Annotated in this window: 15 protein-coding genes; 8 read left to right on the forward strand and 7 right to left on the reverse strand. The window is 52.3% G+C overall.

Annotated features, from left to right (window positions below):
- The first annotated feature begins 192 nt into the window (after positions 1 to 192).
- Together DES54_RS02000 and DES54_RS02005 are read left to right on the forward strand one after the other, a co-directional pair.
- Complete coding sequence (locus tag DES54_RS02000; protein WP_113864952.1) at positions 193 to 1,818, forward strand: methyl-accepting chemotaxis protein; 1,626 nt, start codon at positions 193 to 195, stop codon at positions 1,816 to 1,818.
- A gap of 169 nt (positions 1,819 to 1,987) precedes the next feature.
- On the forward strand, positions 1,988 to 3,328 hold the full coding sequence (locus tag DES54_RS02005; RefSeq protein WP_113865009.1) for an MmgE/PrpD family protein: 1,341 nt from the start codon (positions 1,988 to 1,990) through the stop codon (positions 3,326 to 3,328).
- A 96-nt stretch (positions 3,329 to 3,424) separates the two neighbouring features.
- Here the strand turns inward: DES54_RS02005 and lpdA are convergent, their stop codons facing one another.
- From lpdA to pdhR, 4 genes are all read right to left on the reverse strand, one after another.
- Entirely contained in the window at positions 3,425 to 4,849 is a 1,425-nt protein-coding gene (lpdA, locus tag DES54_RS02010) for a dihydrolipoyl dehydrogenase (protein ID WP_113865010.1), read from the reverse strand.
- Positions 4,850 to 5,063: 214 nt separating this feature from the next.
- Positions 5,064 to 6,953 (reverse strand): pyruvate dehydrogenase complex dihydrolipoyllysine-residue acetyltransferase, encoded by a 1,890-nt coding sequence (gene aceF / locus DES54_RS02015; RefSeq protein WP_113864953.1) that lies wholly within the window; start codon positions 6,951 to 6,953, stop codon positions 5,064 to 5,066.
- A gap of 14 nt (positions 6,954 to 6,967) precedes the next feature.
- Positions 6,968 to 9,631: a pyruvate dehydrogenase (acetyl-transferring), homodimeric type gene (gene aceE, locus DES54_RS02020; protein WP_113864954.1), complete on the reverse strand. Its 2,664-nt coding sequence runs from the start codon at positions 9,629 to 9,631 to the stop codon at positions 6,968 to 6,970.
- A 139-nt stretch (positions 9,632 to 9,770) separates the two neighbouring features.
- Complete coding sequence (gene pdhR / locus DES54_RS02025; RefSeq protein WP_113864955.1) at positions 9,771 to 10,535, reverse strand: pyruvate dehydrogenase complex transcriptional repressor PdhR; 765 nt, start codon at positions 10,533 to 10,535, stop codon at positions 9,771 to 9,773.
- A 637-nt stretch (positions 10,536 to 11,172) separates the two neighbouring features.
- On the opposite strand from pdhR, the gene DES54_RS02030 reads away from it, so the two are divergent.
- Positions 11,173 to 12,486 (forward strand): amino acid permease, encoded by a 1,314-nt coding sequence (locus tag DES54_RS02030; protein WP_113864956.1) that lies wholly within the window; start codon positions 11,173 to 11,175, stop codon positions 12,484 to 12,486.
- A gap of 72 nt (positions 12,487 to 12,558) precedes the next feature.
- Here DES54_RS02030 and ampE read toward each other — a convergent pair whose 3' ends face one another.
- Both ampE and ampD read right to left on the reverse strand, forming a co-directional pair.
- Entirely contained in the window at positions 12,559 to 13,413 is an 855-nt protein-coding gene (gene ampE, locus DES54_RS02035) for a beta-lactamase regulator AmpE (protein ID WP_113864957.1), read from the reverse strand.
- A 4-nt stretch (positions 13,414 to 13,417) separates the two neighbouring features.
- Positions 13,418 to 13,984 (reverse strand): 1,6-anhydro-N-acetylmuramyl-L-alanine amidase AmpD, encoded by a 567-nt coding sequence (gene ampD / locus DES54_RS02040; protein WP_113864958.1) that lies wholly within the window; start codon positions 13,982 to 13,984, stop codon positions 13,418 to 13,420.
- Positions 13,985 to 14,411: 427 nt separating this feature from the next.
- On the opposite strand from ampD, the gene DES54_RS02045 reads away from it, so the two are divergent.
- The 5 genes from DES54_RS02045 to hofC all read left to right on the forward strand — a co-directional run bounded on the left by DES54_RS02045 (position 14,412) and on the right by hofC (position 19,804).
- On the forward strand, positions 14,412 to 15,272 hold the full coding sequence (locus DES54_RS02045; protein WP_113864959.1) for a nucleoside-specific channel-forming protein Tsx: 861 nt from the start codon (positions 14,412 to 14,414) through the stop codon (positions 15,270 to 15,272).
- A gap of 220 nt (positions 15,273 to 15,492) precedes the next feature.
- Entirely contained in the window at positions 15,493 to 16,383 is an 891-nt protein-coding gene (gene nadC, locus DES54_RS02050; protein WP_113864960.1) for a carboxylating nicotinate-nucleotide diphosphorylase, read from the forward strand.
- 324 nt (positions 16,384 to 16,707) lie between these two features.
- The gene (gene ppdD, locus DES54_RS02055) at positions 16,708 to 17,154 is read left to right on the forward strand and encodes a prepilin peptidase-dependent pilin (protein WP_113864961.1); all 447 of its coding nucleotides are present in this window, start codon (positions 16,708 to 16,710) and stop codon (positions 17,152 to 17,154) included.
- Between the two features lie 2 nt (positions 17,155 to 17,156).
- On the forward strand, positions 17,157 to 18,599 hold the full coding sequence (gspE, locus tag DES54_RS02060; RefSeq protein WP_113864962.1) for a type II secretion system protein GspE: 1,443 nt from the start codon (positions 17,157 to 17,159) through the stop codon (positions 18,597 to 18,599).
- Positions 18,599 to 19,804: a protein transport protein HofC gene (hofC, locus tag DES54_RS02065; protein WP_113864963.1), complete on the forward strand. Its 1,206-nt coding sequence runs from the start codon at positions 18,599 to 18,601 to the stop codon at positions 19,802 to 19,804. The genes gspE and hofC overlap by 1 nt, the downstream gene beginning before the upstream one ends.
- Positions 19,805 to 19,831: 27 nt before the next feature.
- On the opposite strand, the gene DES54_RS02070 is transcribed toward hofC, so the two are convergent.
- Positions 19,832 to 20,875 (reverse strand): GMP reductase, encoded by a 1,044-nt coding sequence (locus tag DES54_RS02070; RefSeq protein WP_113864964.1) that lies wholly within the window; start codon positions 20,873 to 20,875, stop codon positions 19,832 to 19,834.
- Between the last annotated feature and the right edge of the window lie 41 nt (positions 20,876 to 20,916).

The following is a 20,916-nucleotide window of genomic DNA, read 5'->3' on the forward strand; positions in this document are numbered from 1 at the left end:
ACGGATCGTCGCCGACGCGAAGCAGAATAACATTGTCAGGCCCCCATCTTTCCACAACTTTCTGGCTTTGGCGAATCGGGTATTGCGCTGCACATATCATTACCACGCTCATAATAAATCAGTATGCAAATAATCGCTCCGACTGCCGATAGGCTGTTAATAGCTAAAATAATATTGACACCGGGAGTCACTATGTCTTTTTTGCGAAATATCACCATCAGGAAAGTATTGTTGATTATTCTCAGCCTTTTTCTGCTGTTATGGGGGGGCGTTTCATGGTTCACCTTATCCTCACTTAATCAGGCGACACATTTCCTGACCGTCGGTAATACACAGGTAGAAGCATTAAATACTCTGACCGATGGCAATAATCAGGCGTTGCGCGCCGCCATCCGCCTCAATCAGGCCATGACGCTGATGCAAAGCGGTAAGTTGGACGACATTGACGTCACGGTTTCCTCAGCGGTCGATGCACTAAAAAGCAGCCAGACCAACCTTGAAAAATTCAAACAACAAACGCACCCGCAGATTGATCAACAGGTCGTGGATAGCGTGATCGCTTCCTGGAGCAAGCTGATCGAACAGGGATTACAGCCCATGCTGGGCACCCTGCAAGAAAAACGCTTTGCCGAGTACCGTCGTTTATTCCGTGATGATTTTCAGTCGTTGAATGAATCGTTTATCACCGAGTTGAACCGTTATCAGACCTTGTCCGCGGATAACCATACGCTGCAACAGATCTATGCGCTGGTCGACTGGTGTAAAAAAATCCTGATTGCCGCCATGATCGCGGGCGCCCTCATCCTCCTGCTGACCGACCGTTATCTGTCAAACTTTGTAGTCAAACCCCTGACGTCGATTAAAGCGCATTTCCGCACGCTGGCGGAGGGACGGCTTGATCGGGCGCTGGAAAATTTTGGTCGCAATGATGCAGGTCAGTTGATCCCCTATCTGCAAGAGATGCAGGAAAGCCTGAAAACAACGGTTGCCACCATCCGCGACAGCGCCCATTCCATTTATCAGGGAACGGCAGAGATCAGCGCGGGCAACAACGACCTTTCTTCCCGCACGGAGCAACAGGCTTCGGCATTGCAACAGACCGCCGCCAGCATGGAACAGTTGGGTATTACGGTGAAACATAATGCCGATAACGTTCATCAGGCCACAAGGCTGGCGGAGAATGCCGCCACCGTCGTCAAACAAGGCTGGGAAATGGAGCGGGAACTTGGCGTCATTATGCAAAGCATCGCCACCAGTTCACACAAAATCACCGAAATCACCGGCATGATCAACAGTATTGCCTTTCAGACCAATATTCTGGCGTTGAACGCCGCCGTAGAAGCGGCGCGCGCGGGTGAGCAAGGGCGCGGCTTCGCGGTCGTCGCGGGCGAAGTTCGTAATCTGGCGCAAAAAAGCGCTCAGGCGGCGAAAGAAATCGAAGGGCTGATTGCGGAATCCGTTGAACGCGTTGACGCCGGCTCCAAACAAGTGGTGCGAACCGGCGAAGTGATGGACGGCGTGATTACCTCTATCCGGCAGGTAAACGATCTGATAGGCGAGATTGCCTCGGCTTCCGACGAACAGGCGCAGGGGATCAGTCAGGTCAGTCAGGCGGTGACGGAGATGGACAGCGTCACGCAACAGAACGCCGCACTGGTGGAGCAATCCGCGGCGGCGGCGGCATCGCTGGAAGAGCAGGCGCGTCAGCTTACCCAGGCGGCGGCCATCTTTCAACTGGAACAGCAGGAGCGACAGGAAGACCCCAGCGCCTTCACGCAGCGGGCGCCGCAGTTGGCAATGCTTGAAGCTGCATCCTGATGTTCTGAATCTTCTCTGCCATTCCCGGCGGGGAAATGCCTACGCCGGGATAGATGAGAAATTGCTGCCGATTTCAGCTATATAACCAAAATAAATAATTCATGCCATTTACCCCATCAACCAGGCACAGTAGATTAAGATCTCTTTGTTGCTGACTTCCCTGCTGCTGATGACTAACCAAACTGATTTAACCTCAACGCTCGCCCGGTTCATTGCCCGCAGTTTACCCAGCCCGGCGGCAATCGATGCCGCGCGCCGTGGTGTAACCGATTTTATTGCTACAGCCTTGCCGATTACTCAGGGCGCGATTGCCGACAGCGGTTTGATCCCGTTAAAGCAGGTTTTCAACGGTACGGATAGCCAGACAAACAGTGTGATCCTGGGATATGTCGGTCATGCGCTGGACTTTGATGACTACCATCCGGCGTTTCGCGGTCACCCCAGTACGGTGATCCTGCCGGCACTGTTTGCTCTGGCAGCGGAAAACCGCCACATCACCGAAGAGGCCTTTTTGACCGCCTATGTGATCGGCGTGGAAGTCGCAGGCAGAATCGGTCTGGCTTGCGGACCGCGTCATTACAGTCTCGGCTATCACAATACCGCCACATTAGGCGCGATTGCGGCGGCGGCGGCGGCGGCGCGGCTGCTTGGCGCCAGCGTTGAACAGACCGAAAATATCCTTGGTCTGGCGGCGACGCAGGCGGCGGGCTTACGCGCACAGTTTGGTTCGGCGGTAAAACCGCTTCATGCGGGGCTGGCGGCCAGAGCCGGCGTAACGGCGGCCATGCTTGCGTTGGCGGGTTTCAATGGCAATTCCGGCCAGGTTATCGAGGCTTTTCTGGCCGCGCATGGCGATCAGCTACAGCAACCACAGCTACTGACCGAGTCCTGGGGAGCGCCGTGGCGCATCGTGGCGCCCGGTCTGGAATTCAAACGCTACCCGACCTGCGGCGGAACACACAGTGCGGCGGAAGCGGCTTTCGCGCTAAGAGAGCAGTGGCATGCGCAATATAACGCCAATGTTTCACTTACCGATAGCGTGGCGCGTATTACCGTATCCTTCCCACCGGGCGGCGACATTGCGCCGTTTATCCGTCGTGCCGCAACCGGCGTAGAGGCGCGTTTCAGCCTGGAATATGTGATTGCCGCGGCGCTGCTGGAAGGTGAACTCAAGCTGACGCGTTTTGCCGAAGGGCCGGTTGATCCCGTTATTCTGGCGCTGGCCGACAAAGTCACCCGATTAGCGGACGACACCGCACCGCCGGACGAACGGGATCCTGAAGCCCGTTTCCATGAAGTCACCTTGTACCTGCACAACGGTTCAATGCTCACCCGTCGGGTCACACGTCAGGAAACGGCGGCCAAACCCACCGATCTTGACGCGAAGCTGGCACAGAACATCAGCGCACTGCCGCATCTGGACAGCAACCAGATCCTGGCGCGCTGCGCATTAAGCACCTCCGGCGATTTGCGCTATCTGCTTGGATTACTGATTAGCGATTCAGCCTGATTGACCAACATCATCGGCTGTTCCCATTTTTACAAAAAAAATCCGGCATCGTGAGATGCCGGATCAGGAATGATTAACCGCTAATTGAAGGCGAAATTATTTCTTCTTCGCTTTCGGGTTCGGCAGGTCGGTAATGCTGCCTTCAAAAATCTCAGCAGCCAGCCCCACGGATTCATGTAGCGTCGGGTGAGCATGGATGGTCAGCGCGATATCTTCCGCATCACAACCCATCTCGATCGCCAAACCGATTTCACCCAACAGTTCGCCGCCGTTGGTGCCGACAATCGCGCCACCGATAACACGGTGCGTTTCTTTGTCGAAAATCAGTTTGGTCATACCATCCGCACAGTCGGATGCGATAGCACGACCGGACGCCGCCCAGGGGAAGATCGCCGTCTCATAGCTGATGCCTTTCTCTTTCGCTTCTTTCTCGGTCAAACCCACCCATGCGACTTCCGGTTCGGTATAAGCAATAGAAGGAATGACTTTCGGATCGAAGTAATGTTTCTTACCCGCGACAACTTCAGCCGCGACATGACCTTCATGCACGCCTTTGTGCGCCAGCATCGGCTGACCGACAATGTCGCCAATCGCATAGATGTGCGGCACGTTGGTGCGCATTTGCTTATCAACGTGGATGAAGCCGCGATCGTCCACTTCCACGCTCGCTTTACCCGCATCCAGATTTTTACCGTTCGGTACGCGACCGATGGCCACCAGCACCGCATCGTAACGCTGCGGTTCAGCCGGCGCTTTTTTGCCTTCCATCGTCACGTAGATGCCGTCTTCTTTGGCTTCCACCGCCGTCACCTTGGTTTCCAGCATCAGCGTAAACTGCTTGCTGATACGCTTGGTGAAGACTTTAACGATATCTTTATCGGCTGCCGGGATCACCTGATCGAACATTTCCACCACGTCGATCTGAGAACCCAGCGCATGATACACGGTTCCCATTTCCAGACCGATAATACCGCCACCCATGATCAGCAAACGTTCGGGAACCGTTTTTATTTCCAGCGCATCGGTGGAATCCCATACGCGGGGATCTTCGTGCGGAATAAATGGCAGTTGGATCGGACGGGAACCTGCCGCGATAATCGCGTTATCAAAGTTGATGATGGTTTTACCGTTTTCACCCTCAACTTCCAGCGTGTTGGCGCCGGTGAATTTACCCAGACCGTTCACCACTTTGACTTTACGGCCTTTGGCCATACCAGCCAGACCACCGGTCAATTGGTTGATGACTTTCTCTTTCCACAGCCGGATCTTGTCAATATCGGTTTTCGGCTCGCCGAATACGATGCCATGCTCAGCCAGCGCTTTGGCTTCTTCAATGACTTTGGCGACGTGCAGTAATGCTTTGGAAGGGATACAGCCAACGTTCAGACAAACACCACCCAGCGTGGCGTAGCGCTCCACCAGTACGGTTTCCAGGCCTAAGTCCGCGCAGCGGAATGCCGCGGAATACCCGGCAGGGCCGGCACCAAGTACCACTACCTGAGCTTTAATTTCAGTACTCATCATGACCTCTTAATTAATTTCCGGCGGGTCTGTGACGTCATTGTTATTGAGCCTCAACGCCCTCTTCCACCGGGACGTGTCTTTGTCGCCGTAGTTTACAAAACCGTTAACATTTTTGAAACAATAAGCGACTAACGATTTGTCCTTAATCACGGATAGCTGTAACTAACGACAGCTTACCAGAAAAAAGCCGACCGTCAGGCCGGCTTTTCGATTACATCACCAGACGGCGAATGTCAGACAACATGTTGTTGATGATGGTAATAAAGCGCGCACCATCAGCACCGTCAATGACACGGTGGTCGAAGGACAGAGATATCGGCATCATCAGACGCGGCGTAAACTCTTTACCGTTCCACACGGGTTCCATCGCGGACTTGGACACACCCAGGATAGCCACTTCCGGCGCATTGACAATCGGCGCGAAATACGTCGTACCCAGGCCGCCGATGCTGGAAATGGTGAAGCATCCGCCTTGCATTTCGCCGGCCGTCAACTTACCGTCACGGGCTTTCTTGGAGATCGTCATCAGTTCAAGTGAAAGCTCGATGATGCCTTTCTTGTTCACGTCTTTGAACACGGGAACCACCAGACCATTCGGGGTATCCACCGCCACGCCGATATTGATGTATTTCTTCAACGTCAGTTTCTGAGCGTCTTCCGACAGCGAACTGTTGAAACGCGGCATCTGCTCCAACGCATAAGCAACGGCTTTCATGATGAAAACAACCGGGGTGATCTTCACATCCAGTTTTTTCTTCTCCGCTTCCAGATTCTGCTGTTTACGGAACGCTTCCAGATCGGTGATATCCGTTTTGTCGAAGTGCGTAACGTGCGGGATCATTACCCAGTTACGGCTCAGGTTGGCGCCGGAAATTTTCTGGATGCGGCCCAGTTCGACTTCTTCAACTTCACCGAACTTGCTGAAGTCCACTTTCGGCCAAGGCAACATGCCCGGCAGACCGCCACCGCTAGCCGCCGGCGCGGACTCCGCACGTTTCACCGCGTCTTTCACGTAAGCCTGAACGTCTTCGCGCAGGATGCGGCCTTTATGCCCGGTTCCCTTCACTTTTGCCAGATTCACGCCAAATTCACGCGCCAGACGACGGATAACCGGCGTCGCGTGCACATAGGCATCATTCTCGGCAAACTCGCCCTTGCTTTCCGCTTTCGCCGCAGGCGCGACGGCGGTTTCTTCTTTCTTGGCCGGTGCAGATTCCTGCCTGGCCGCCGGAGCCGGAGCAGCGGCAGGCGCCGCGCCTTCAACTTCGAAGACCATAATCAGCGAACCGGTTTTAACTTTGTCGCCGGTGCTGATCTTGATTTCTTTCACCGTACCGGCGAAGGGCGCCGGGACTTCCATGGAAGCCTTGTCGCCTTCAACGGTAATCAGTGATTGTTCAGCGGCGATTTTATCGCCCACTTTAACCATCACTTCCGTGACTTCAACTTCGTCACCGCCGATATCCGGCACATTGACGTCTTTCGCCGCCGCTGCGCCGCTGGCGGCGGCTGGCGCCGCTTCCGTATTGCTTTCTTCTTTAGCCGGCGTTGAACCACCCGCGCCCGCTACGTCAAAGACCATAATCAGCGAACCAGTTTTCACTTTATCGCCGGTGCTGATTTTGATTTCTTTAACCGTGCCGGCAAATGGCGCAGGCACTTCCATGGACGCTTTATCACCTTCTACGGTAATCAGGGATTGCTCGGCTTCAACGCTGTCGCCGACTTTGACCAGCACTTCGGTGACTTCAACTTCATCCGCGCCGATATCCGGCACGTCAACTTCTTTGCTGGCGTTGGCGGCAGCGGCTGGTTTGGCGTCTTCCTGCTTCTCTTCCGCTTTGGCGGGCGCAGCATCGGCTGCGCCGTCGGCGGAATCGAAAATCATGATAAGTTTGCCGGTTTCCACTTTGTCGCCGACAGCCACTTTGATCTCTTTAACCACACCGGCCTGCGGCGAAGGCACTTCCATAGAAGCCTTGTCGCCCTCTACGGTTATCAGCGACTGTTCAGCTTCGACTTTATCGCCCACCTTCACCATCACTTCGGTGACTTCAACTTCATCTGCACCGATGTCCGGTACGTTGATTTCGATAGCCATGTAATCTTTACCTCTTATGCCAGACGCGGGTTGACTTTATCTGCATCGATTTCGAATTTAGTGATGGCGTCGGCAACCACTTTCTTATCAATTTCACCGCGTTTAGCCAGTTCACCCAATGCCGCAACCACAACGTAAGACGCATCCACTTCGAAGTGATGACGCAAATTCTCACGGCTGTCGGAACGACCGAAACCGTCAGTACCCAGAACACGATAATCGCTGGCCGGGATAAAGTTACGGATTTGCTCGGCAAACAGCTTCATGTAGTCGGTTGACGCTACCGCTGGCGCATCGCTCAAAACCTGAGCCACATAAGGTACGCGTGGTTCTTCGGTCGGGTGCAGCATGTTCCAGCGTTCACAATCCTGACCATCGCGCGCCAGTTCAGTGAAGGAGGTAACGCTAAACACATCAGAACCGATGCCGTAGTCTTTCGCCAGGATCTGCGCCGCTTCACGCACGTGACGCAAGATGGAGCCGGAGCCCAGCAACTGCACTTTACCTTTGCCGCCTTCAACCGTTTCCAGCTTGTAAATACCCTTACGGATACCCTCTTCCGCCTCTTGCGGCATCGCCGGCATGTGGTAGTTTTCGTTCAGCGTGGTGATGTAGTAGTAAATGTTTTCCTGCGCTTCGCCATACATACGATGCAAACCGTCATGCATAATGACAGCGACTTCATAAGCATAGGCCGGATCGTAGGAAATGCAGTTCGGGATAGTCAGAGACTGGATATGGCTGTGACCATCTTCGTGCTGCAAACCTTCGCCGTTCAGCGTAGTACGACCGGACGTACCGCCGATCAGGAAGCCGCGCGCCTGTTGGTCGCCTGCCGCCCAGCACAGGTCGCCGATACGTTGGAAGCCGAACATGGAGTAGTAAATGTAGAACGGGATCATCGGCAGATCATTGGTGCTGTAAGACGTCGTCGCCGCCAGCCAGGATGAACCGGCGCCCAATTCGTTGATCCCTTCTTGCAGGATCTGACCTTTTTTGTCTTCTTTGTAGTAAGCAACCTGCTCACGGTCTTGCGGGGTGTATTGCTGACCGTTCGGGCTGTAAATACCAATCTGACGGAACAGACCTTCCATACCAAAGGTACGCGCTTCATCGGCGATGATCGGCACCAGACGATCTTTGATCGATTGGTTCTTCAGCATCACGTTCAGGGCGCGCACAAACGCGATAGTGGTGGAGATCTCTTTGTTCTGCTCTTCCAGCAGGGTGTTGAAATCTTCCAACGTCGGCAGTTCCAGTTTTTCACTGAAGTTCGGCTGACGGCTTGGCAGGTAACCTTCCAACGCCTGACGACGCTCGTGCAGGTATTTGTATTCCGCCGAGTCTTTATCGAAAGTGATGTACGGCAGTTTTTCGATGTTTTCATCGCTGACCGGCACATTGAAACGATCGCGGAAGTAACGCACGCCATCCATGTTGATTTTCTTAACCTGGTGAGCGATGTTTTTGCCTTCAGCGGCGTCACCCATACCATAACCTTTGATGGTATGCGCCAGGATCACCACCGGTTTGTCTTTGGTTTCCTGCGCTTTTTTCAGTGCGGCAAAGACTTTCTTCGGATCATGACCACCACGGTTCAATGCCCAAATCTGATCGTCGGTCCAGTCTTTGACCAGGGCCGCCGTTTCCGGATATTTACCGAAGAAGTGCTCGCGAACGTAAGCGCCGTTTTTGGATTTGAAGGTCTGGTAGTCGCCATCGACGGTTTCGTTCATCAGTTGGATCAGTTTACCGCTGGTGTCTTTACGCAGCAGTTCGTCCCAACGTCCGCCCCAGATCACCTTGATCACTTCCCAGCCAGCGCCGCCGAAAATGCCTTCCAGTTCGTTAATGATTTTACCATTACCGGTAACCGGGCCATCCAGACGTTGCAAGTTACAGTTGATCACGAACACCAGATTATCCAGTTTTTCACGGGTGGCGATGGTAATAGCCCCCTTGGATTCCGGTTCGTCCATTTCACCGTCGCCCAGGAAAGCGTAAACGGTTTGTTTAGACGTATCCTTCAGACCACGATGCTCCAGATATTTCAGGAACTTAGCCTGATAAATGGCGCCGATCGGCCCCAATCCCATGGAAACGGTCGGGAACTGCCAGAATTCCGGCATCAGTTTCGGATGCGGGTAAGAAGACAGGCCTTTGCCATGCACTTCCTGACGGAAGTTGTTCATCTGCTCTTCAGTCAGACGGCCTTCAAGGAAAGCGCGGGCATAAACGCCGGGAGAAATGTGACCCTGGAAGTAAACCAGATCGCCGCCGTCCTGTGCATTACGCGCACGGAAGAAGTGGTTGAAGCACACTTCATAGAACGTTGCTGAAGACTGGAAAGACGCCATGTGGCCGCCCAGGTCCAGATCTTTTTTCGACGCACGCAGAACCGTCATGACCGCGTTCCAGCGAATCGCTGAGCGAATACGTCTTTCCAGATCCAGATCACCTGGATATTCCGGCTCGTCTTCCACTGCGATGGTATTGACGTATAGACGTGCGGCACTGCCGGCAGCAACGCTCACACCACCTTTACGTGCTTCACTCAGCACCTGATCAATCAGATACTGAGCGCGCTCAACACCCTCTTCACGGATGACCGATTCGATCGCCTGCAGCCAGTCGCGGGTTTCGATCGGATCCACGTCATTATTTAAACGATCTGACATGGTTGTTCCTTATCTTCTCTAATAAGTTGGTTTATTGGAGCCTGTCTTCTTGTGCTCTGACTTATTCAGTTATAAGTAAAGCACATGAAGACAGGCCCATCGTCATAGTTACCGCATTCAGAGCCCTGAAACAGGACGCTCAATCCTTGCGTTGCTGGAGTCGACGCAGCGATCGCTCACGCCGACTATGTTCCCGGTTAAGATCCAGCAATATCTCCTCAATAAACGCCAGATGGCGATGTGATGCTTCACGAGCCTTTTCTGGTTCGCGGGCAACTATCGCCTCAAAAATTCCAGCGCGATGAATGCTTACCTGCGCCAGCACTTCACGGCTTAGATAGAGCAATTCAAAATTCTGTCTTACGTTCTGTTCCAGCAACGGCCCCATGCAACGCAGCAAGTGCAGCAACACCACATTATGCGAAGCCTCTGTAACAGCGACCTGATACTGCATCACCGCTTCCGATTCCGCGTTCAAATCTCCTGACTCTCTGGCCTGCTGAATGACGGCGTGGCAATCCCGGATGCGTTGAAGATCCGATTCCGTACCACGTAACGCAGCGTAATAGGCGGCAATGCCTTCCAAAGCGTGACGGGTTTCCAACAGATCGAATTGTGATTCGGGATGTGTGCTCAGTAGTTCCGCCAGCGGATCGCTGACGCTTTGCCAAAGATTGGTTTGAACGAAAGTACCGCCACCCTGACGGCGCAAAAGTAACCCTTTGACTTCCAGGCGTTGAATGGCTTCTCTCAGAGAAGGGCGGGAGACATCGAACTGTTTCGCCAGTTCGCGCTCCGGGGGGAGTTTTTCGCCGGGGCGCAAGGTTCCCTCAAGGATCAGAAATTCCAGTTGCTGCTCAATCACATCTGACAGCTTAGGCTGACGGATCTTGCTGTATGCCATGGTGAATTCTTCTCTGCGAATGGCGCGGAGTCAATTGGTAATACCAATTTCAAAAACATGACGCTAAAGTAACAAAGTATTCACCTTCTGTCCATAAGGATGTGGAGCGAAATCACCAATCCCCTCAGATTTTAACAAACGCACCAGCAATATAAGGCAACGTGACGATCCACCTGTAATACTCCCCTTGATCCCCCTGATTAATATTTTAACTTTTTTGAAACGCAAGGTAGTCATTGCTGAACCGTTAAACCTTGAATATAATTGAATATAAATTCATTTATTATGAATTATTATTCCATTTTTTGTGATAAAAAATTTTCCCATTGTTCCTTTTACCGGCGATCCTCGCCTCGCTGGTAAAAAGAGAATAACGATGATGACGTTTTTAAAATATTCGCAATATCGTGAGCAGCAATTCGGACGTGCGCCAGCTTGATGGCGATGATTTTTATCTATTGATACGTAAAGAAATCAGTGCAATTTGGCGTGCATATCACTATTCTCTGACAAAGGGTAGATACCGCAGGACATTAGCCGGCATTTCACGGTAAAAATAAAATTACACAAACGTAAAGCAAAACACGTCTTGCTACCGCATCCGTGTTTTGCTTGTCATGGCAGAGGATTAAATTTGATGGATGACCAACAACAAGACGGGACGCTAAAGCGCGGCTTGAAAAATCGTCATATCCAGTTGATAGCTTTGGGCGGCGCGGTGGGGACCGGGCTTTTTCTCGGTATCGCGCAAACAATCAAAATGGCTGGGCCATCGGTACTATTGGGTTATGCGATCGGCGGCTTTATTGCTTTTCTTATTATGCGTCAACTTGGCGAAATGGTGGTGGAAGAGCCTGTTGCCGGTTTTGCCTCCGGCTGGAACTACTGGGTGCTGTACGTGCTGGTCGCCATGGCGGAACTGAGCGCCGTCGGCATCTATGTACAATACTGGTGGCCGGATATCCCGACCTGGGTCTCCGCCGCCGTTTTCTTCTTGCTCATTAACGCGATCAACCTGGCGAACGTCAAAGTTTACGGCGAAATAGAATTCTGGTTCGCCATCATCAAAATCGCGGCCATTATCGGCATGATCGTTTTTGGTGGTTGGTTGCTGATTAGCGGTTCTGGCGGCCCGGAAGCAACGGTAACCAACCTGTGGGCGCAGGGCGGATTTTTCCCGAACGGCATCGACGGGCTGGTCATGGCGATGGCCGTCATCATGTTCTCATTTGGCGGACTGGAACTGGTCGGGATCACCGCGGCGGAAGCCGATAACCCGGAAAAAAGCATTCCGCGCGCCACCAATCAGGTCATCTACCGTATTCTGATCTTTTATATCGGCTCACTGACCATCCTGCTGTCGCTTTATCCCTGGGGTAAAGTGGTCGAAGGCGGTAGTCCGTTTGTCATGATCTTCCACGAACTCAACAGCAATGTGGTGGCGACCGTACTGAACATCGTGGTGCTGACCGCAGCGTTATCGGTTTATAACAGTTGCGTTTATTGCAATAGCCGCATGTTGTATGGTCTGGCGAAACAAGGCAATGGCCCCAAAGTATTGCAAACGGTTGATGGACGCGGCGTGCCTGTCGTGGCGATCGGCGTATCGGCGCTGGCGACCGCACTGTGCGTCGTGATCAACTACCTGCTCCCCGGCAAGGCTTTTGAATTACTGATGGCGCTGGTGGTTTCTGCATTGGTGATTAACTGGGCGATGATCAGTCTGGCGCACCTGAAATTCCGGGCGCAAAAAGACAGAGAAGGCACCGCCACCAGGTTTAAAGCCTTACTTTATCCGCTGGGCAACTATCTCTGCCTGGTGTTCCTGGCCGGCATACTGGTCATCATGTATCTGATGCCCGGCATCCAGATTTCAGTGCTGTTGATTCCGGTCTGGTTGATTATTTTGGGTATCGGCTACATCTTTAAGCAGAAGAAGGCAGGCCGTTAAGATTTCACCTGCAAAATAAACAAATGGCCGATAATTTCGGCCATTTTTCATGTTGTACACCGCTTGCCTGATTTAAACCAACGCGCCATAAATCGTCAATAGCGCCACCACAACCACCAGTACCAGTGTTACTTTCTTCGATAGCGCCACAGCCGCCTTCGGTGTTGCCACCGGATCAATATGCGGCTCACGCGCCAGAGCGAACTGCGCCAGTTGCGTTAACACCCAATATTGCGAATTGCGGGTATCGCACAGTGAGGAAAACCAGGCAGGCAAAGCTTTCTCACCGTGGCCTAACAACGCATACGCCGCGCCTGCCAAACGTACCGGGATCCAGTCAAGCCAGTGCAACAACGCATCGACGCCGGACTGCGCACGCGCCAACGGCGTATGATGACGCGCCAACCAGGTTTGTCTGGCGCGTAAAAAAGCATAACCCGCCAACGTGGCCGGGCCATAAGGCCCGGCCACCGTAAACCAGAACAGCGGCGCCAGATAGAAGCGGAAGTTAATCCATAACAACGCGTTCTGTAACTCCTTCAGACGTTCCGTCTCCCCCGTTCCTAGCGGCAATCCGTGGATTAAAGCCAACTCTGTCGCCAATTGCTGGCTGGCATCTTTTTCACCGCGCTGCGCCGACTGAAGATAACGGCGATAATGTTGGCGAACCTCACCCGCCCCGATACATATCATGCTGATGACAGTCCACAGCAATAGTAGAACAACACCAAATAGCACACCGTTTACCAGCCATAGCAATACCGCCACGCTCGCCATACAGCAAAGTGTCAGTAACAGAGTCTGAAATAACGAAGGCGAAGGCAAACGGCGAAACACCACTTCAAGGCGGTGATCAATCTGCCAATGTTCGCCCTGTTTGAACAGACGCTCCCACGCCAAAACCAGCAACAATGTAAACAGCGTCATCGTTCTATACTCCCTCGTTCTCTTTCCTGCCTTCCTGAATCAGGCGATGGTAGTAATCCCAATCAAAAGCGGGGCCTGGATCGGTTTTACGCCCCGGAGCGATATGGCTGTGGCCGGTGATCCTGGACGGTGTTATCGGGTAAGCGCTGACGAGTAGCCGGGTTATCGCCGCCAACTGGTGATATTGCTCAGTAGTAAAAGGTAGCGTATCCGTTCCTTCCAGTTCGATACCGATTGAAAAATCGTTACACCGCTCACGGCCTGCATAACAGGAAACCCCCGAATGCCACGCCCGCTGGTCAAAAGAAACATACTGAATCACCTCCCCATCCCGACGGATCAGACAGTGCGCCGACACACGCAAATGGGCGATATCAGCAAAATAAGGATGAGCGCACGGATCGAGCGTAGCAGTAAATAACTGATCAATATAAGGTCCGCCGAATTCGCCCGGCGGCAGACTGATATTATGAATCACCAGCAAGGAAGGCGCTTCCGCCTGCGGGCGACAATCAAAATGAGGTGAAGGTATATGTTTTATTTGAGATAACCAGCCATTTTCCAAAAGCATCGGCGCTAACCTCGCATTATGTCGTTTGCCGGGCGGAATAAGGTGCGGTAAGTGGGATCTGCGTTTAACAAAAATGCCGTTGCCAACAGCGTACCATGTTTCCCGACATCATACCTAACCATTTGGATACAAAAGGTTTTACTATTTCGCCGCCCGTTTTTCGATATTTCCCATCAATTAAAAGATAAAAAACCATTGAGATAACCATCACGGTCAATTCCGTTGTTCAGAAATTTACAGAGCCATATTTGTGATGCAGATCACAACACCATCGCAATATGGTGAATATATGAACTAGATTCCGTGCATAGCATCAATTTTTATTTAAAATAATCGCGGGAATCCTCTCCTGTTTCTTTAGATATTACAAAAACTTATTTCACAACACTCAATGCCGCAGCGTTCCGCTAAACATAGGTTAACCGACATGAAAAAAACGCTCACCGCTGGTGCTTTAATCGCTTTATCCTACAGTGGGCCAACGGTGGCCGACACCAATAAACCAGGATACCTTTCCGACTGGTGGCACCAGAGTGTCAATGTGGTGAGCAGCTACCACACCCGCTTTGGGCCGCAATTAAATAACACCACCTATCTGGAATATGAGGCGTTTGCCTGTAAAGATTGGTTCGATTTTTACGGTTATGTGGATATACCCAAATTTTTCGGTGGCAATACAGACAGCCGGGGCGTTTGGGACAAAGGCTCGCCGTTATTCGTCGAAATAGAACCACGCTTTTCCATCGATAAGCTAACAGGAACCGACCTCAGTTTCGGCCCATTTAAAGAGTGGTATATCGCCAACAACATTATCTATGACCAGGGCCGCAATAGCGACGCACGTCAAAGCACCTGGTACATGGGCATCGGTACCGATATTGATACCGGCACCGATCTCTCGCTCTCTCTGAACGGCTATGCCAAATATCAATGGCAGAACTACGATGCCGGCAACGAAAACGAGTGGGATGGCTACCGCGTTAAAGTTAAATATTCTTACCCGTTAGGCAGTTTGTGGGGGGGTAATATGACCTACATCAGTTTCACTAACTTTGACTTTGGATCAGACCTGCGCAATAAAGATGGCCGCTCCCGCACCAGCAACTCAATCGCTTCCAGCCATATTCTGGCCCTGGGTTATGATAACTGGCACTACTCTGTGGTCGCCCGTTATTTCCATAACGGCGGACAGTGGGCGGACGGAACCGAACTCAATTTCGGCCAAGATCCGTTTGAAGTGAAATCGACTGGCTGGGGCTACTACCTGGTCATAGGTTATAATTTCTAAATTTTTCAACCAAATAAACACAACATCGGGGCGAAGCGTTGCATAAGGAGGCTTCGTCCGGGCGCAATACAAGCGTTTTTCAGGTCACCTTCGCTCCCCGGTATTTTGCCATTAATCATCAAAACAAGTAACCAACTGAATTACAAAGATTATTCATTCTGGATGTCTGTCTGTAAACAAGGTAGCATATCGTCCCGAATCCCCCTTCGGAGCCTTTGTGATGCCAATTCGTCGTTACAGTCAGGAACAGCGCCAGACCGATCTGCTTGCGCGTATTGAGCGTGATATTCCCGCCAGCGTTACTCTGGCCTTAAGTGAAGATTTAGGTGGTATCGCTGATGCCAGTCAGGACATTACCGCCCATTTGCTCGCGGATGAAACGCAGGCGCATGCTCACATTATCACCCGTGAAGCAGGTGTTTTCTGTGGCAAACGCTGGCTTGAGGAGGTTTTTTCTCAGCTTGGCGCCGCGACCAACATCGCCTGGTATGTCGCCGACGGCGATACCATCCTACCCAACCAGACGCTGTGTGAAATCACCGGACTGGCAAAACAACTGCTGACCGGGGAACGCACCGCCCTGAATTTCCTGCAAACGCTATCCGGCGTCGCCACCGAAGTCAGCCGTTACGTCGCGTTATTACAAGGCACCCGCACCCGTCTGCTCGATACTCGCAAAACCCTGCCGGGTCTGAGAACTGCCCTGAAATACGCCGTTTCATCTGGAGGGGGCGAGAACCATCGCCTGGGACTCGCCGACGCCTTCCTGATCAAGGAAAACCATATCATTGCGGCAGGTTCAATCCGGCAAGCGGTGGAAAAAGCGCGGTTGTTGCGTAGCGATGTACCGGTGGAAGTCGAGGTCGAATCGCTCGATGAACTGCGCCTGGCGCTGGATTCCGGCGCGGACATCATCATGTTGGATAACTTCAGTCTGGAGAAAATCCGCGAGGCGGTCGCTATCGCGCAAGGACGAGCGCTGCTGGAAATATCAGGGAATATCACCATTGAGACACTACGTGATTACGCCGAAACTGGTGTGGACTATATTTCTGTCGGTGCGCTGACCAAGCACGTGCGAGCACTGGATTTATCCATGCGTTTCCTCTGAGTCCTCTTTGTATGGTGGGCAATCCCTGCCCACCCCCCTTTGGGCCGCCACAACGTGGCGTTGAAAAATGCTCCAGACATTTTTTTATGGTGGGCAATCCCTGCCCACCCCCTTCGGGCCGCCGCTTTCCGCTTGTCTCCGGCATCCATCAGGTTGCTGGTTGTTTCGCTTCACAAATTGCGTAACCGCTCGCAAAACTCATTTAATCAGCAGCAAACTCAAAAATCTTTTTCATAGCGTATTCCGGTTTGGAACCTACCTGGTCGCCAGCCTTGCTTCGGTTTTCTATCCTGTCGCCACAGACAATAAACAGGGAAATCCGACATGGAGAAACAACGGGGATTTACGCTGGTTGAATTAATGATCGTTATTGCGATTGTCGCCATCCTGAGCGCCATTGGCGTTCCTGCTTACCAAGGCTATCTACACAAAGCCGCCATGACCGATATGCTGCAAACCATGACGTCCTATAAAACAGCTGTCGATTTATGTGGCCTGGAAAATGCTGCCTTTACCACCTGCAACTCAGGCAATCAGAGCATTCCCGGCGGCATAACTTCACGCTATGTCAGTAACGTCGCCGTGAATCAAGGCATTATCACGTTGACCGGGCAATCAACATTGCAAGGACTGCGCGTTGTTCTGACGCCAACCTGGGATTCGGCGACCAGCACATCACGCTGGACAAAACGCTGTGCCATGGACAACAAGGCGGAAAGCTTACAATCCGCGTGTCAGGATGTTTTCCGCTTTGATAATACGGCGGAGTGATCATGACTGACACCGCGCATCTGATGGACGAATTACAACAACTGTGCCGTCGTTATCATGCCTTCTTCCTGGGGCTGGATGAACAGACTATCTCGGTTGCGGTCAACGCCTCGCCTTCTGCGGAAATGATCGCAGCACTGCGTTTTGCCGGCAACCGCAGAATTTTAATCGAGCAGTGGCCGCAGGCAAAAATGGAGCGACAGCTTAACCCGACCAAAGCCATTGAGGAGCCTTCGGTAACCTATCCCACTCAACCGGATAGCCCCACCAGTGATGACGATCCGCCTGTCGTACAGTTTATTAATCAGACGTTGCGGCTGGCCATTCAACGTCGGGCTTCGGATATTCATTTTGAACCGTTGCTGACCGATTACCGCGTTCGGCTACGGATTGATGGCGTGTTACAGGAAATAGCCGCGCCGTCCACGGAACTGATCGCGCGGCTCACCGCACGGTTGAAAATCATGGGTAAATTGAATATCGCCGAACGCCGTTTACCGCAAGATGGGCAATTCAGTCTGATACTGGATCAACAGGCCTATTCATTGCGCATTGCCACTCTCCCGGTACAACAGGGAGAGAAAGTGGTGTTGCGCATTTTACAAACTCATCAACAGGAATTGGAGCTCGAAAAACTGGGGATGTCCGAAAACGCGCTGGCGCAGTTTATCCAGACACTCAGCGCGCCTCAGGGAATGATTCTGGTCACCGGGCCAACCGGCAGTGGTAAAACCGTGACGCTTTACAGCGCTATCCGATGGCTGAATAACGTCAGCCGTAATATTTGCAGTGTTGAAGATCCCATTGAGATCCCCTTGTCCGGCATTAACCAGACGGCGGTCAATCCGAAAGCCGATCTGGATTTCGGCCGGATATTGCGTGCCTTGCTGCGTCAGGATCCCGATGTGATCATGATTGGCGAAATCCGTGATGCCGAAACCGCAGAAATCGCAGTTAAAGCCGCGCAAACCGGACATCTGGTGATGTCCACGCTGCACACCAATTCGGCAATAGAAACACTGAGCCGATTGACCCATCTCGGCGTTCCTGGCTATCTGCTTGCCACCGCGCTGAAACTGGTCATTGCCCAACGGCTGGTACGCCGTTTATGTCCGCACTGTAAAACACAGGCCGAACCACTGCGTCACTTTCCTGACGAAATCTGGCGCGGGCCCTTGAAGCATTGGCAGGCGCAAGGCTGTAGCCACTGTTTTTCCGGCTATTATGGCCGCGTCGCCATATACGAATTACTGGTTATAACCGCCATGGTGCAACAAGCGTTGGTCAGCAACGTCGGTGACCGTCAGCTAACCGCACTCTCGCGTCATGCCGGCTTTCCCACACTGTTTACGACTGGATTATCGCTGGTTGATGCGGGAATTACGTCAATAGCCGAAGTGTATCGTGTTGTCGGCGACGCCACTTCGCATGAGGCAGGAGTATGATGAAACTATTCCGCTTATATCACTGGCAGGCGATTACGCCGGAAGGAGAACTCGCTCAGGGTGAAATAATGGGGCATTACCGCCATCAGGCTTATACCAGCCTTATCGCCCAGGGGTATCAGCCCTTGTCTCTCAAAACGGGACAATATTTATCATCACGTTATTGGAAAGGCGAGCATCTTGGTGAATTGATCAAACAACTGGCGACGTTATTACAGGCGGGGCTGACGCTATTGGACGCCCTGAATTTGCTCGCAGAACAGCATGAGCGTCCCGGCTGGCGCTGTGTGCTTAAAGACATCACTGTCCAGATTGCACAGGGAAAAGCACTATCCGAAACCCTCGCCGAATACCCGCATATCTTTCCCGTTGTCTACCGCGCCTTGATTGCCGTCGGCGAACTCACCGGGAAACTTGATGAGTGCTGCCTGCAACTGGCTCATCAACAGGAAAAACAGTGCCATCTGCAACGCAAGGTCATCAAAGCATTACGCTATCCTTGCTTCGTATTGATCATCGCCTTGCTGGTCAGCATCCTAATGCTGACCGTGGTATTACCGGAGTTCGCCAACCTATATGCTTCATTCGATACCCCGCTTCCCTGGTTTACCCAGCAGTTGATCCACCTGGCAAGCTGGGCTACCAATAACGGTTTAGCCACGCTGCTGATGCTCTCGGTATTATGGCTGGTTTATGTCGGCATGCGACACAACAGGAGCGCATGGCAGGAAAGAGAGCAGGCTTGTTTACTCAAAATACCGGTGATATCGGACTTGATTCGCGGGAAATTCCTCAACCAGATATTCAATATACTGGCAATGACGCAATATGCAGGGCTGACCTTACCTGCCGGGCTGGATGCCGCCGCCACAATCCATCATCCCCTCTACCAATCAGCACTGCAACGAATACAAGCGCAGATTCATCAGGGCATCACCCTGCATCACGCGACACAGTCGTTCGTTACGCTGTTCCCCGCACCATGTCAGCAACTGATTCGAGTTGGTGAAGAGACTGGCGCATTAGATAGATTATTTACCCAGTTGGCGCAGTGGTATGAAAGAAAAATCGAACAACAGGCCGAAAATTTGACTCAGACGCTGGAGCCTGTATTGATGATGGTGGTTGGCGGTATGGTCGGCGCAATCGTGGTAGGCATGTATCTGCCGATTTTTCAGCTTGGCAATGTGTTGGCTGGCGGTTGATCCAGCCAACACTAACAGACGGCGCGGTCACTCGCCGTTAAAAACTCGGTTTTCCTGTTCAGCGACACGGATAAATGTCGTGCGTTTAGTCAATTCTTTCAAACGCGATGCGCCAACATAGGTGCAGGCTGAACGCAATCCCCCCAGGATATCGCGCACGGTATCATCCACCGGACCGCGCAACGGCAACTTAACGGTTTTACCTTCCGCAGCACGGTATTCGGCAACGCCCCCAATATGTCTTTCCATCGCTGAAGACGAACTCATGCCATAAAACAGCATCATTCTTTCGCCATTTTCCTCGACAATCGTGCCTTCGCATTCATCATGCCCGGCCAACATGCCGCCCAGCATGACAAAATCCGCCCCGCCGCCAAAGGCTTTGGCGACATCACCGGGAACGGAACAACCGCCGTCACTGACGATTTGTCCACCCAATCCATGTGCGGCGTCAGCACACTCAATCACCGCCGACAATTGCGGATAACCAACCCCGGTTTTGATCCTGGTGGTACAAACCGAGCCTGGTCCGATACCGACTTTCACAATATCCGCACCGGAAAGAAGTAGTTCCTCAACCATTTCGCCGGTCACGACATTACCGGCGCAAATCACTTTATCGGGAAAAGCTTCACGCGCTTTTTGCAAAAAAGTGACAAAGTATTCGGAATACCCATTCGCAACATCAATACAGATAAACTTCAGTTCTGCCGATAATGCAACAATTTGCTTCAGTTTGGCGAAATCGGCGTCAGACGTCCCCGTCGATACCATGACATGACGCAATACCGCCGCCGATGAGCGTTGTACGAACTGCGACCATTGATCCAGCGAGTAATGTTTGTGAACCGCAGTCAACACATCAAAGGATGCCAGCGCCCCTGCCATGCGGAATGTGCCGACCGTATCCATATTGGCAGCGATGATCGGCACCCCGGACCATGCGCCACCAGCATGGAGAAAGTTGAACTGACGCGCCAGTTCAACTTCAGAACGACTTTTGAGGGTAGAGCGTTTAGGGCGGATGAGAACGTCTTTAAAGCCCAACTTTAGATCTTCTTCGATACGCATGGGATTCGAGTTCCTGGTTAGTGGCGGCGACGAGTAAAGCG

Source organism: Brenneria salicis ATCC 15712 = DSM 30166 (assembly GCF_003315515.1).
GTDB classification, from domain to species: Bacteria; Pseudomonadota; Gammaproteobacteria; order Enterobacterales; family Enterobacteriaceae; genus Brenneria; species Brenneria salicis.

Coding starts and splice junctions, on each gene's coding strand:
- DES54_RS02000 (WP_113864952.1), top strand. CDS start 193: ATGTCTTTTTTGCGAAATATCACCATCAGGAAAGTATTGTTGATTATT.
- DES54_RS02005 (WP_113865009.1), top strand. CDS start 1,988: ATGACTAACCAAACTGATTTAACCTCAACGCTCGCCCGGTTCATTGCC.
- lpdA (WP_113865010.1), bottom strand. CDS start 4,849: ATGAGTACTGAAATTAAAGCTCAGGTAGTGGTACTTGGTGCCGGCCCT.
- aceF (WP_113864953.1), bottom strand. CDS start 6,953: ATGGCTATCGAAATCAACGTACCGGACATCGGTGCAGATGAAGTTGAA.
- aceE (WP_113864954.1), bottom strand. CDS start 9,631: ATGTCAGATCGTTTAAATAATGACGTGGATCCGATCGAAACCCGCGAC.
- pdhR (WP_113864955.1), bottom strand. CDS start 10,535: ATGGCATACAGCAAGATCCGTCAGCCTAAGCTGTCAGATGTGATTGAG.
- DES54_RS02030 (WP_113864956.1), top strand. CDS start 11,173: ATGGATGACCAACAACAAGACGGGACGCTAAAGCGCGGCTTGAAAAAT.
- ampE (WP_113864957.1), bottom strand. CDS start 13,413: ATGACGCTGTTTACATTGTTGCTGGTTTTGGCGTGGGAGCGTCTGTTC.
- ampD (WP_113864958.1), bottom strand. CDS start 13,984: ATGCTTTTGGAAAATGGCTGGTTATCTCAAATAAAACATATACCTTCA.
- DES54_RS02045 (WP_113864959.1), top strand. CDS start 14,412: ATGAAAAAAACGCTCACCGCTGGTGCTTTAATCGCTTTATCCTACAGT.
- nadC (WP_113864960.1), top strand. CDS start 15,493: ATGCCAATTCGTCGTTACAGTCAGGAACAGCGCCAGACCGATCTGCTT.
- ppdD (WP_113864961.1), top strand. CDS start 16,708: ATGGAGAAACAACGGGGATTTACGCTGGTTGAATTAATGATCGTTATT.
- gspE (WP_113864962.1), top strand. CDS start 17,157: ATGACTGACACCGCGCATCTGATGGACGAATTACAACAACTGTGCCGT.
- hofC (WP_113864963.1), top strand. CDS start 18,599: ATGAAACTATTCCGCTTATATCACTGGCAGGCGATTACGCCGGAAGGA.
- DES54_RS02070 (WP_113864964.1), bottom strand. CDS start 20,875: ATGCGTATCGAAGAAGATCTAAAGTTGGGCTTTAAAGACGTTCTCATC.